8 protein-coding genes and 2 pseudogenes are annotated in these 13,186 nt (G+C 34.8%); 5 read left to right on the plus strand and 5 right to left on the minus strand.

The window, feature by feature from the left end; translation table 11 throughout:
- Window positions 1-42: 42 nt before the first annotated feature.
- Window positions 43-1,647: a hypothetical protein gene (locus tag OPR21_RS02465; RefSeq protein ID WP_006279635.1), complete on the minus strand. Its 1,605-nt coding sequence runs from the start codon at window positions 1,645-1,647 to the stop codon at window positions 43-45.
- Window positions 1,648-1,827: 180 nt separating this feature from the next.
- Here OPR21_RS02465 and OPR21_RS02470 point away from each other — a divergent pair, with 180 nt between their 5' ends.
- From OPR21_RS02470 to OPR21_RS02495, 5 genes and pseudogenes are all read left to right on the plus strand, one after another.
- A complete protein-coding gene (locus OPR21_RS02470; protein ID WP_265030124.1) occupies window positions 1,828-3,105 on the plus strand; it encodes an adenylosuccinate synthase in 1,278 nt (425 codons plus the stop codon).
- Between the two features lie 103 nt (window positions 3,106-3,208).
- A pseudogene (locus tag OPR21_RS02475) lies at window positions 3,209-3,937 on the plus strand (IS5 family transposase).
- A 251-nt stretch (window positions 3,938-4,188) separates the two neighbouring features.
- Window positions 4,189-6,627: pseudogene (locus OPR21_RS02485) on the plus strand (hypothetical protein).
- Between the two features lie 112 nt (window positions 6,628-6,739).
- Entirely contained in the window at window positions 6,740-7,003 is a 264-nt protein-coding gene (infA, locus tag OPR21_RS02490) for a translation initiation factor IF-1 (RefSeq protein WP_007550159.1), read from the plus strand.
- A complete protein-coding gene (locus OPR21_RS02495; protein ID WP_007550161.1) occupies window positions 6,981-7,577 on the plus strand; it encodes a Maf family nucleotide pyrophosphatase in 597 nt (198 codons plus the stop codon). Before infA ends, OPR21_RS02495 begins: the two co-directional genes overlap by 23 nt.
- On the opposite strand, the gene OPR21_RS02500 is transcribed toward OPR21_RS02495, so the two are convergent.
- From OPR21_RS02500 to OPR21_RS02515, 4 genes are all read right to left on the minus strand, one after another.
- On the minus strand, window positions 7,569-10,247 hold the full coding sequence (locus OPR21_RS02500; RefSeq protein WP_265030127.1) for a hypothetical protein: 2,679 nt from the start codon (window positions 10,245-10,247) through the stop codon (window positions 7,569-7,571). The genes OPR21_RS02495 and OPR21_RS02500 overlap by 9 nt on opposite strands.
- 152 nt (window positions 10,248-10,399) lie before the next feature.
- Window positions 10,400-10,558, minus strand: coding sequence for a hypothetical protein (locus tag OPR21_RS02505; protein WP_153296804.1), 159 nt, complete (start codon window positions 10,556-10,558; stop codon window positions 10,400-10,402).
- 35 nt (window positions 10,559-10,593) lie between these two features.
- The gene (locus tag OPR21_RS02510; protein WP_038198671.1) at window positions 10,594-11,937 is read right to left on the minus strand and encodes an alanine:cation symporter family protein; all 1,344 of its coding nucleotides are present in this window, start codon (window positions 11,935-11,937) and stop codon (window positions 10,594-10,596) included.
- 239 nt (window positions 11,938-12,176) lie between these two features.
- The gene (locus OPR21_RS02515; protein WP_265029893.1) at window positions 12,177-13,133 is read right to left on the minus strand and encodes an IS5 family transposase; all 957 of its coding nucleotides are present in this window, start codon (window positions 13,131-13,133) and stop codon (window positions 12,177-12,179) included.
- Between the last annotated feature and the right edge of the window lie 53 nt (window positions 13,134-13,186).

Consider the following 13,186-nt stretch of genomic DNA (forward strand, 5'->3'; position numbering starts at 1 on the left):
TAACCATGAACTCTAAAATATTTAAAGAGCCTACTAATATCTTTAAGGTAAATGTTCATGTGATTCCGCAGAATAATTCTGTTTTTTGATTCTATCTGTCCATTTATCATTTTCTATATCTTGTTTGTTGGTTGCTTTTTTTTCTTGCTCAACAATTGCCTTATCTATCTCCTTATGAATTGCATCAATTGCATTAATCGCACCTCCTTTTTTGTATACTTCGCTTTTCCCTTCAATAATTAACTTAATAAAAGTATTTACAACAGACTGCACTTGATTATGATTAACCTGACCTTTTATCAAAGAAGGTAAAGAGCCTAATTCCATCAATACTTCTGGTGCTGTTTTATCTTGAGTGGAAAGTCCTAAATTATCTGCTACTTTACTTATTAATAACTCTCTGTGTTCTTTATTATCTTCCAATTTAGCATAATCACTCAATAGATCTATAACGGTAGATACTCTGACTTCAACAATATCATCAACATCTTCATCTTCTAGAGCAACTCCTGACCCCAATAACCTCTCTCTGAGATTTTCGCTTAAAAGATTGATAAATTCTTCATTTGCATCTGATCCTGTGGTTGATATTGTACCATCTAAATAGTTACTTTGAGCACCGAAGCCATGCTCTATTTGTATTTTTGTCTCAGGTTTAAATCCTAATTTTGCACAGAATTTCTGAAAATATTCTTTAATAATGTCAAACAAGCTCTTGCCATTATCTTTATAATTTTTTAACTCTTTAGGAATAGTAAGTGACAATTTACCATCTCTGTATGTTACAAAGTCTTCACCATTGTGAGATTCAATTGTAAATTCCAATGAACTAGACAGATTACATATCTTATCGCCATGCATAACTTGATTTTTAACAGAGAGTATTGGTAGCCTCATATCAGATCTAATTCTCACATTATTTTGGTTAGCACAATCAATGTTTATTACTTTTTTAGGATTTTCTACTATGAACGACTGTCCAAGTGCAAGTTGGGTTTGTATAAATGGAGCAGCCTCATACCCTGCTTGATTACAATTGGTAACTAGCTCTTCTAAAATAGCATCACTTGGAACTTCTGCCCCAGCGTATCTGAACATTTTTTTGAAAACTTCTTTTGCAAAGGAACGGTAATCCTTGTTTTCATCTTTCTCTGTTGGTAATAGATGGATATACCTTTGGCCAGCATTGTAAAATTCTTCAAATTCTTTCTTATATGAATCAGTTTTTTGATGATCAGTAGTTTTGGGATCTTCGCAGTGATTTTTCCACAGCTCACCCAATGCGTCACTTACAAGCTCTTTCTCAATATCTTCGAGTACTGAAGCAACAAAAGCTTTGCCACGATCCGTATCTATTTCTCTTGTTCCTTTTTTGTTAAATATTTCGTCATTATATATATCATCACTATTAAAAAGTTCGCTTCTGCGGTGCTTAGCTCCTTCCTTAAATGCAATAATAAGATTTTTATCTATTTCTTTTCCGTTAATAATAAAATTCATCCTTTGAAAATCTAAGAACATTGTTTCACCGGAATTCGCTAATTTATTATCTTGATCTGCTCTTAATTTACTAAAATTGAACTCTTTAGCTGTGGCCTTTAATCTAACTACTGGACTCTTATTATTTTTTCCTTTTGTCTCTTTCATAAATAACACCTTACTGCAAATATGCTGTAAGTTATATCATATAATGATGAATAATTTGGTAATATATTAAGAAAATCGACAGTATATTTCTTTATTTAAGAGGTGTAGGAAAGGCGTAGATTTCTCTTTCCATTTGTAGCGTACTGCATTAATATTTATGTATTAATCTAGAAAATAATGATGAATAACATTGTAATTGTTGGTCTGCAATGGGGTGACGAAGGCAAGGGTAAAATAGTAGATTATCTTTCTGAGAATGCAGATGTAGTTGTGAGATTTCAGGGAGGAAATAATGCAGGGCACACTATAGTAGTAGATGATGAGGTTTATAAATTAAATTTACTGCCCTCTGCTGTTTTGAGGCCAGGCAAAATATCTATCATAGGAAATGGCGTTGCTCTTGATCCACACGCTCTAATCTCAGAAATAGAGTCATTGAAAGTTAAAGGAGTAGACGTAAACTATAACAACTTGATGGTATCCGAGAGCTGTCCATTAATACTTAGCATACATAAGGACAAGGAAAAGCTATTTGAAGATTTAAATGGAAATCACAAAATTGGTACAACAAACAAAGGGATAGGGCCATGTTATGAAGATAAAGTTGGAAGGAGAGCTATACGCCTTTGTGACTTAGAAAACGCAGATGAGCTCAATAAAAGAGTGGATACTCTTTTGAATTACCACAATGCTATCAGGAAAGGCCTTAACTACCAGGTGGTTAAAAAAGAAGAAATATTAAAGGAAATTCAAGAGATTTCAGAAAAAATTCCTTCATATAAAAAACCTGTGTGGAAGATATTAAATGACTTGATGAAAGAAGGTAAGAAAATAATATTTGAAGGTGCCCAAGGCGCATTTTTAGATATCGACCACGGAACTTACCCTTTTGTTACTTCAAGTAATACTGTAGCATCGCAAGCAATAACAGGCTCAGGGTTATCCTCCAATGCTTACATTATTGGTGTGGTAAAAGCTTATACAACAAGAGTGGGCAATGGCCCATTTCCTACTGAGCAGAAAAATGAAGTAGGAGATAGCTTGTTTACTATAGGTAAGGAACTTGGAACAGTGAGCAATAGAAGAAGGCGTTGCGGATGGTTCGATGCAGTTTTAGTGCGCCAGGCCGTACAACTCTCTGGAGTTTCAAGCATTGTATTAACCAAATTAGATGTGCTTAATTCTTTTGATACAATTAAAATATGCACTGGTTACAAGTATAGCGGAAAAATGTATGATTATTTACCCGCATCGCATTCAATACAAGGGGAATTAGAGCCAATATATGAAGAGTTTCCTGGCTGGAAAGAAAACACTCAAGGTAAAAGGTCAATTAAAGCATTGCCTATCAATTTAATAAAATATATAGACAGGTTAGAAAAATTAATAGGTGTACCAATTCATCTAATTTCAACTAGTCCAAAGAGAGAGGATGTTATTAAGCTTAAAGATTTCTGAAAACGTCTTTGTATCTTAGAGCCTGTACGTAATCTCAAAAAAGAGATAAAGTGAGAGGATAAAGTATATAAAGTAGGATATGCGAAGTTTATAACCAAGTGACATAAGTCGAGAAAAGTTTGAGATTATTGTAGCAGATCTGGAATCTTGCAGAAAGAAGACAAAACCAAGAACACTTGATTTACATGATGTATTTTGTGGAGTGTTATACGTGTTAAAAAGTGGTTGCCAGTGGAGAATGGTATCAAAAGAGTTCCCAAAATGGCGCAATTGTTACGACTATTTTAAGAAGTGGAGTGAAAAACCAGATGCAAATAAAGAAAGTGTTCTGGAGCTGGTATTAAAAAAAAATAATTGCGACAAAACAATGGTCGGAAAAGCTTCTGTATAATTGATGCACAGAGTATAAAAAATGCAGATACTGCTGAAGCTATGATGCAGGCAAGAAGATTTCAGGGCCGTATTGCAGTAGATACGCAAGCATGCAATTTATACAACAACAGCAGAGATAACTGACCGTAGCAGTGCTGTGAGAATGGTCGAAAATGCAAAAGAAAACCTCTCGGGAGTTAAAAATGTACTGGTTGATGCAGGCTATACTGGAGAGAATTTTGTAACTCAAATAAAAACGATTATTGGTGCAACCGTTGAAGTGATCAAAAGAAATGAATTACGTTCCTTTGTTGTATTGCCCAAAAGATGGGTTGTGGAGCGATCTTTTGCTTGGTTAGAAAAATGTAGAAGATTGTGGAAAAATTGTGAGCGAAAACTCAATACTAGCCTACAAATGGTCGTTCTGGCTTTCACTGCCTTACTTCTGAAAAAATTATGAACAGGCTCTTACTAACTCTTATCTAATAAAAAAAATACTTGTGTAACTTCGAATAGTCTATTATGCAAGACAGCAGTATAAACATGTAGTAAGAAATGTATAATGAAAAATAAAAGCTCAAGTTTAACACTTGCAGTTATTTTTACACAATTAAGTAATCATAAAAGTTAGTGTAGGACGAGGTTATACAGTTTGATTTCTTTTAATATATGTTAATTGGTATAATATAAATATAGTTAAGGAGGCGTATTATGACTGGAAGTTTGGCTAAGGAAGAAAAAACAGCAGAGGCAGGAAAAACAAGTAATCAGTCAGAGAATTATGATGTTGAATCAGTTATAAGGGTAGCATCATGTGCTTGGAATGCAATACATTGCTTGTTGGCATCTTATGAATACGATCTATATTCGTCATGGCTTGAATCGCATTTTACATCCCTCAAGGACTGTATCAATAAAATGGAAAAAGACAATTCTTTCACTAAGGACTCTGCTATAATAAAGTTCTGCCGCTCAATTGCAGAAAATAATAAATTATACAAAGAGTTAAAAAATTTAAATAATCCTGCTGAAAATTTTTCTCAATTAGAGAAGATAATAACAGGCTTTAAACTAAAAGACCTAGAAGACAAGGTAAGCTTCTTAATGCTTTTGAAAGAAGAAAGTGACTTCACTGCTATACAGAAGGCTTATAGAGATGAGTGGAGTTTTTATGACCTAATAAATGATAGAGATTTTAAAAAAACGTACATAGATAAAGCAGTAACAGAGTCTGCTAATAAGAGCTTTAAGAAAGATATAGATAAATGCATAAAGTTGGCAGAGCAGGGAAAAAAAGCTGCAAGTAAATATCTTGGAAGGAAAGGCGTAGAGCTTCAAGCTTATTACACAGAAACTGATAACGCTTATAGAGTTTTGAATATCAACTCTATTAATTACAATAGAAGTGAGCCAACCAGGATTAGTGACATTTTATAGCAAGAGAAAGATATTAAAGAGCTGAATATCTATTGCAATAAAAAACATGAAATACACGCTCATCGGAAAGGTAAGGAAAGATATTATGAATTTAAAGAGGGCGCATATTATGAAATGAAAAGCACTTGGCCTGTAAAGGATGGATCCGAAATGTGTACCATGATTATGAATGTGAGTAGCGATGGCATAACTGAAGTACTAAAATTTAATGATGAAGATTTTGTGCTATCGGATGAGATCTTAGAATTAATAAAGCAAAACGATGAATTATATATTCAAGGTCTCTCCTTATATGATGCTGTACTAGAAAAAGGTAAGGCTGCTGATGTTGTACCTACTGCTAATAATAATTTTCAAAATGAGTCTATAGCGGCCTATCGCGAGGAACCAGAGGGGGAATTAGACCCTAAAGTTGATGCTGACAATAGCCTTCCTCCTTCTATTAATAGCAATGCATCAACTCAAACGGAAGTCAATTTACAACACACTGAAACTCAAACAGAAGTTGCTTCACAACAAATTGAAACTAAAACGGAAGTCAATTTACAGCACACTGGAACTCAGACAGAATTTGCTTCACAACAAATGGATGAATTGATTTTAAATAATCAGATGCTGTCCGAAAAAAACGTTGAATTGAAGCAAGAAATGTCAAATTTGAAAAAAGAAGCTGTTGAATTGAAGCAAGAAATAGAAGCAGGGTTGCAAGTGATAAATAAAAAGCACCATGAATTAATACAAGAAAATCAGCGACTACAGGAGAAACTAGAAACAACCCAAGCAGAAGCTAATCAAACAATTGTAAAGTTAGAGAAGCAGAATAGCAATTTACAAGACAGGTTTGAAAAAGAGGAGCAAAAAAACACGGAATTGCAAACTGAACTGGCACAAAAAAATGAAGAATTAGCAGGTGTGTTAAAAGAGCTACAAGGGAAAGCACAAGAACTTAAAGGTGTATATGAAGAAAAAAGAAAGCTAAAGGAAGAGCTGAAAATTGTTAATGCAGGAAAGAAGAATTTGGAAAAAGAGCTAAATCAAGCACGAGAAGATGCGGAACAGATAATGGTTGAACGACGCCAGCAGAAAGAGCGCTTGAAAGATCAGCTAAGAGAATTAGATCAGGAATATAAGGTACAAGTAGAAATTGGGCAAAAGATTAAAGAATCAGATAGGCAGGATAGCAATTTACAAGATACACTTGGAGAAGAGAGACTAAAACTCAACATTGAAGAGCTAGAAAACGAGTACGAGGAATTTCCAGGAGATAAGGTGCTTACACTTGAACTCACTAAAGATGAAGATAAAGTCGAAGAGTTAAGAAACGAGCTAGAGCGTGAGAAAGAAAAGTGTAAACAATTATTAGAAGAAGAAAATGAATGGGGTGATGAATTGGTAGGAATGCTTGATGGACTGGAAGAAAAAATTCGTGCTGATGAACAAAGGAGCTTCAACAATCAATTAACGGGAGAAATTTCTAATGAGTCTGGTAATGCTCCACGACAGAAGAAAAGGTTATCCAAATCTTCAAGCGTTGATAATGAGTCTTATGTTCCACTGAGAGAGAAGACAACATTACTCAGATCTTTAAGCGTTGATAGTGGACTTGATAGCGATGAAGAAAATTGTGATAATGATTTATCTTTCAACATAAGTCCTATAAGTTCTATTGAGAAGGTGGCAGAGAGTAGAAACGTAGGTAGGGTATCATTGTGAAGATGGTTGGGGTTAAGTTGCAACTTAAGTGGGGCGCAAAAGGTCTTTTGTGTTGATAATAATTTAAAATCTATAGTAGACTAAAAAAGATTATTAAATTATAATATAACATATGATAAAAGACGAGAAATCGAAAACAATTTTTGAAGTGGAAGGGGCAGTAACTGCTTTACTACCTGCAGCAGAATTTAGAGTGAAACTGGACAATGAACATGAGATTATCTGTCATGTATCAGGGAAAGTGAGAAGAAGTAAAATACGCATCATTATAGGGGATAGGGTGTTAGTTGAGATGAGCATTTACGATAGGAATGCGAGAAAGGGTAGGATCATTAGAAGGCTTAAAGGTACAAGTGACAGAACGATCTCTAAATAATCTTATTCTTGCTTCATCATCGAAAAGGCGTATAGCTTTACTAAAACAAATAAACATTGAGCCAGGTTTAATTTTGCCAGCAGATATAGATGAAGCCCCTTTAAAAAAGGAACTTCCGAAGGATTACTCAATCCGTATGGCAAAAAGTAAAGCGGAGAAAATACAAAGCTCAAATCCAAATTACTTTGTGCTTGGTGTTGATACAGTTGTTGCTTGTGGTAGAAGGATATTGCTCAAAGCTGAAAACGTTGAGCAAGCAGAAAAATGTATCCGCTTGTTATCAGGAAGAAGGCATAGAGTATACACCAGTGTATGTCTATTAACTCCCGATCAATCTAAACAACATATCAGGACTGTGGTTACAATAGTGAAATTTAAACGTCTCAGTGAACAAGAAATTAAGTATTATTTAGCATCAGAAGAGTGGAAAAATAGGGCGGGGGGATGCAATATACAAGGCCTAGCTGGAGTGTTCGTATTGTTCTTACGCGGCTCCTACTCTTCCGTTATAGGGTTACCATTACATGAAACCTATTGTTTGCTAAGCAATTATTTTAACTTCAATTTATATTGAAATACCTTTATTAGTATCTTTTTTTTGTTGTGACTCAGCAACCTGTTTAGCCCAATCTAGTGGTCTTTTATTTCTGTTAGCTAATGCAATTCTATTGCGATCATAACCATCAGTGTGTTCTGTTAAAGTATCTCCTCTTTCTTCTTCTATTACTCCAGCTTTCAGTTGTGCTTCATCTTTCTCTAGTAATTTATATAGTTCGCTATTTTTATCTACAGTTGGATTAGTGTCATTATTTTCTCGTTCTGCCACTGTTTTTTCTAACCACTTACGTATAGGGTCATATTGTTTACCTTCTCCTATCTTTTCTAAAATGTTTTCTGAGAATGAATCTTTAGGAATATTTTCTTTAGTAGCCTGTTGTGCCGGTTCTCTTAACCCTTTATCCGGGTTTCCCAATGCTCCTTTTAACTCACTCGTATCTCCGATTTCTTTTGGTTCAATGTTTTCTAAGCTCTTCTTTAACTGTTCAGGATTTACTTGAGATTGTTCATTATTGTCATGAGTTGGAGATGAATAGCCCGAATCGTTTGCTTTTATGTCTGTTGAGCTGTCTTTTAGCAACCCAACTTCTCTCAAGCGTTTTTTAGTTTCTTCGCTAATCTGACTCTGATCAGCTGGTTTTAACCCGAGATTTTCTTGACCTAATGTATTTTTAAGTTCTTCAAATAGAGTTAGATTACTTTGTCTAATATGTTCTTCTAATTTCCTTCCTACCTGTTTTAAATCTGTTTGAGATTTACTATCACTATTAGTTGGAGATATATAGCCTGAATCACTTATACTATTTGGTGTTGAAGCAGAGACACTAACAGTTGGACCTTCCACTATTTTTACATCTGCTAAATCGTCTTTTTGCAATCCATCTTCTTTATCTTGTGACAGTTTATCAGTAGGATCAACTTGCCTTAATCCTCTATTATCCTGCTGTGATCTATCTCTGATTTCTTTAAGAAGATTTTCAGGTGGAGTTTGATCACTTTGTTCAATGTTCTCTAAGCTCTTCTTTAACTGTTCAGGATTTACTTGAGATTGTTCATTATTGTCATGAGTTGGAGATGAATAGCCCGAGTCACTTTTATTATTGAGTGCTGTAGCAGAGAGCGGCTGTTCACTTTCTTTCCACTTAGCATCACTAGCATCTTGGTTATCACTGTTATCTGGAGAAGATGAATAAGGAATTATGTCCTTTAATGTCTCTAACGGTGATGGGTTATTTTTTCTACTTCCTGCAATTGATGCTTTTCTATCATCAACATCAATGTGCCGTAAGTTGTTTTTCTTGAAATTTCTGATGTCTTGTAACAGATCGCCTTTGCTATTTCCTTCTTGTTGCTGGGTTTTAGGTTGTTGCTGATCATTAGGTGTTTGCTCACTTCTATCTGGTTTTTGGCTTCCAGGTACAGCATGTCCAAATGTAGGATTGTCATACCGTTCATCTTCTTGCCTATTATCTTGATTGTGGCTTACAGACTTGGTGAAAGTAGAACTATCTGAAGAATCAGAAGTTGCACCTTTTTGCTGATTATTAGGTGTTTGCTCATTTTCGCGCAAGTCATCTGGTTTTTGGCTTCCAGATTTGGCTCCCCCTTGCTCATCGAAAACACCTTTTTTAGGTGGTAGTGAACTAGTTCTAGGTGGAAGTGGCGGAGGAGTTTTTTTGTTCTGAGGATTCTCCTCAAAAAGCGATTGTAGGTTATAAACTTGACCTCCCGAATTTGCTTCTCGTGCTGCTTGTCTAAGCTCACGCTTTTCTTTAGCCTCCTGAGAATTAATTTTATCGTCAAAATCTTTTCCAATTCCGCTATCGTAAGACTGCCTTCTGCTGTTAGATTGTAGTCCAAAATGTGAATGGTGGTCTTCTTTTTTTTGAGTTATATCAGTAGCTTGAACGCTAACACCTCTATTAACATCAATTCTTGTTGTAGTTTCAGATGATAGCTCGTTACTGTCTTTATTATGTTGCATCTCATTCGCTTTTCCTTGTCCTTTCTCCCTGAATTGTATTTCATGCAAGAATAAACCACCTATTTTTACATCTCTGTTTACTTCTAACCGTTCTAGAGAAAAATCATCACCTTTAACAAGGTCTACACCGTTAGCATCAATCTTAATTTTGATCTTACATTCCTTCCCCTCCGCATACCACTTTAAAGTCATTTCATATGAACCATCAGTTACGACATAATGTCTTATTTTTTTCCCTTCTTCCTCGGCAACAAAACCATGCATTCCGCTCTTTCCATCACTATGCAATGTTGAAAATCCCGAGATTTCATTCTTCTCACAAAAATCACTGTTTAAAAATTCGCTGATTTTAAACTCTTTTTTGTTATTTCCCAGCGTAATACTTGCGTGATTACCGTATATTGAAACTCCTGCAACATCATCAACATACTCTTTCAACCTTTCTTTAACTTCACTTTCAAGGTCTTGTCCAGCTTTCTTTGTCTTGTCGCATTTCTGAAGAATAACTCCATATGCTTTATCTTTGTTTTCTTCTTCGTCCCAATTCCAGTTGGCGTGTTTTGTTAAAAACTTTACTGTGTTAAAATCAACTCTAGCATTATAAATTGGGTCGTCTTCCTTTTTTATTTTATCAAATAAAGGAAAAATTTCTTGAATGCGCTCATTATAAATGTGTTCTTGTTGTGTATCGTTAGTGCCCATATATCCCTCACTAATAACCCTCTGCCTTTAGTTCTAGCTAATACTAGCTAATATAATTATCACAAGCATTGGTTGAATTTTTATTAAGGAAGGTTGTGTTACTAATGTGATGACACAAGCTATTTTATGGTAACATCAAACGATTTAAGTTGTCATTCCAGTCTGGAATCCAGCCTTTCACGAACCCCATCAAAAATGTTGTGTTTTAACATAAGATTAGCTACTTTTATGCTCACTAACTTAGTGCCAATCAAGATTCCTGGATCCCAGTGTCTGGGCACTGGGATGACATCCTTCTTGGCGGAAATCACTCTTATATCACAACAGCTGCATAGCCTAAATTGCTTTAGCTATAGCTCTGTTTTTGCAACTTCAAATATCTGCTACTCATAGTAAACACTTCTGGATCTTGAGAGGTTAGCTTGAGTATAGCGAGTATGTTGATAAACAACAAAGCAGCAATCGAGATATCAGCAACATCCCATAGCAACCGGACTTTACCTATCGCACCAAGCGGAATGATCATGGTAAAAATTACAATCCAGATTTTAGTGTATTTATTATCCATAGACACATAGCGTATTGTCTGTTTTGAGCAAAAAAACCAAGTAAAAATAGTAGTAAAAGCAAAACAAAACATTATGGCCATAATTAAATAGTCAATATAAGGCCAATTCATTGCCTTTCTAAAAGCAAATATGCACATGTTAGTGCTCTCTAAATCAGTGACCCAAGAATCTGTGACAAGCAGTACCATTGTTGTAATAAACACTATAAACGCAACTATAAAAGGCGATATTATCGTAATTAGACTCTGCTCAATAATAAATTTATTATTATTTTTCTTAGGAACAATTGAAGAATGTACGATTCCTTCAAGGCCAAGCCCTATATCTGTTGCAAAAATACCTCGCAAAGTTCCGACTTGAATAATAGTCAACATTTCTAGAATCAAACCTAGAGATAAACCAGAGTTAAAGCTACTGGTTGTAAAAAAACTGCTTGTTATTAGTTTTAGAGAAGGAAGAATATTTTCACTAAATTTAAATAATATGATACCGCAAAGTGTGAGGTAACTTACCGTCATTATCGGTATCATAGCCGATATAAAAATTTTAATTTTTTTTAAGCTGAGAGCTGCAACAACAAAAAATATTATGGCCATTACAATGCCACCAACAACTACAGGCACATCTATCATATTAAGTGGTATTGATAGAGAATTTACCTGAACAAGGTTACCAACTGTTATTGAAACCATCATCATGATAACTAGAAAGACAATTGTGGCCTTCCTAGAGTTAAACGCATCAGTCATGTAGGCTACAGGGCCACCTATAAACCTTTCGTTCTTTTCCTTTCTGGTTTTTATACTTAGATAACAAGTGACATATTTTATCACAGAAGTGATAACAATAATTATTGCCATCCATAAAATAGAGCCCGGTCCTCCGGTTTTTAGAGCAACAGCAGTTCCTGAAATATTTCCTACTCCTAAATTTCCCCCTAAAATTGTAAACAGAGCGGCTATAGAAGAAAATTTATTTTCTCCTTTTTTAGCTCCAAGGAGTGAAAGGGCGTATGGTAATCTAAATACCTGTAGCCATTTTAGTTTAATCGATAGGTAAACACCAGCAACTAGCATGAGTAATATTGTTGGCAGTAATAAAACAAACTTTACTGTATCCATCTGTAAAAGTGAGATTTTTATTTGAGTATACAACAAAAATTGAAAATACCTAACCTATTTTCTATGTATGACTTCGTTTCCGTCATTCTAGAAACCTTTTCTTGTCATCCAAGTAGCGTGACACATAACTGTACGAACATTGTAATATGGTACAATGTTAAGACGATGTCATTCCAGTGCTTGACACTGGAATGGCTTTGTTGCATCGCTCTTCGGATAGTAGGTAACGTACAATAAATTCATGAAGCTATCTCAAACTTAGCCATGCCTATTTCAGTAAATTTGTTAAGCAAATAACACTTGAGTAGCAGTTCCTTCTCACGATTAATTTCAGATTTGCTCCTAAAACTAAACCCAAATGTCTTTTTTAATCGCGAGAAAAAACCTTCTATATAAGATCTTTTTCCATAACTCATCTCTTTTTTCCACTTCTTTATACCATCTTCATCATATGACTTTATGAGCTTGACTGCAGAATTTCTCTCAGCCATATAGTCTAACTTTGGATGCTCTGCTGCGTTGTTTTTCGGAGGAATTTTCGTTTTTATACCATATTGATTACACAGCTTATAGAGCTTTTCTCTGTCATATGCCCTATCTGCATATAGTACTTTTATGACATACTGAAAATCGACTTCTTTTAGCAAATCACAAGCTCCATAGTGATCAGAGTAGACACCGTTACTGTATTTTACAGCTATGGCTTTTTTGCTGTTTGTATTCAACATTACATGCAATTTTCTTGTCTGTTCATAGCTGCGATACTTTCTATCTTCGCTATTTTCTTTGCTATGACCAGGAGTGTTGTTGTATATACTAATTCCTGTACTGTCTATAGCAATTTCGATATCTTCCATATTATTTTTATCAATTCTGCAATCATTGATCTTAATATTGAGTTTCTTAAACCTTCTTGATGATTGTGAATAGCTGATAACTTGCAAATTTTTCCCAATTTGCTCAAGGTATCCTGCTATAAACCCAACTGTTTGCCTCAGGCCTATTCTAAATAAACAAGTTATTATGTGCACCAAAATTACAACTTTATCGCTATAAATATTGTTGCCACCTGGTATTTTTGGACCATTCTCGTACCACTTTTCTATGGCTTCGTTGATATAATGAAAAATATTTCCTCTTTTTTCTAGAAATTTGTTATATTCGCTATGGTTACTGACCCTCATTTTTTGTGGCATATTTTTTCTTCAACAGTTAAATCGCTATTTATAATGAATTTTGTCAGTAACTG

The organism is Wolbachia endosymbiont (group A) of Philonthus cognatus, from assembly GCF_947251755.1.
GTDB lineage: Bacteria > Pseudomonadota > Alphaproteobacteria > Rickettsiales > Anaplasmataceae > Wolbachia > Wolbachia pipientis.

What these genes read in the sequence shown, in the direction of transcription:
- OPR21_RS02500 (WP_265030127.1), bottom strand. Translation starts at nt 10,247, where the DNA reads ATGGGCACTAACGATACACAACAAGAACACATTTATAATGAGCGCATT.
- OPR21_RS02470 (WP_265030124.1), top strand. Translation starts at nt 1,828, where the DNA reads ATGAATAACATTGTAATTGTTGGTCTGCAATGGGGTGACGAAGGCAAG.
- OPR21_RS02510 (WP_038198671.1), bottom strand. Translation starts at nt 11,937, where the DNA reads ATGGATACAGTAAAGTTTGTTTTATTACTGCCAACAATATTACTCATG.
- OPR21_RS02465 (WP_006279635.1), bottom strand. Translation starts at nt 1,647, where the DNA reads ATGAAAGAGACAAAAGGAAAAAATAATAAGAGTCCAGTAGTTAGATTA.
- infA (WP_007550159.1), top strand. Translation starts at nt 6,740, where the DNA reads ATGATAAAAGACGAGAAATCGAAAACAATTTTTGAAGTGGAAGGGGCA.
- OPR21_RS02515 (WP_265029893.1), bottom strand. Translation starts at nt 13,133, where the DNA reads ATGCCACAAAAAATGAGGGTCAGTAACCATAGCGAATATAACAAATTT.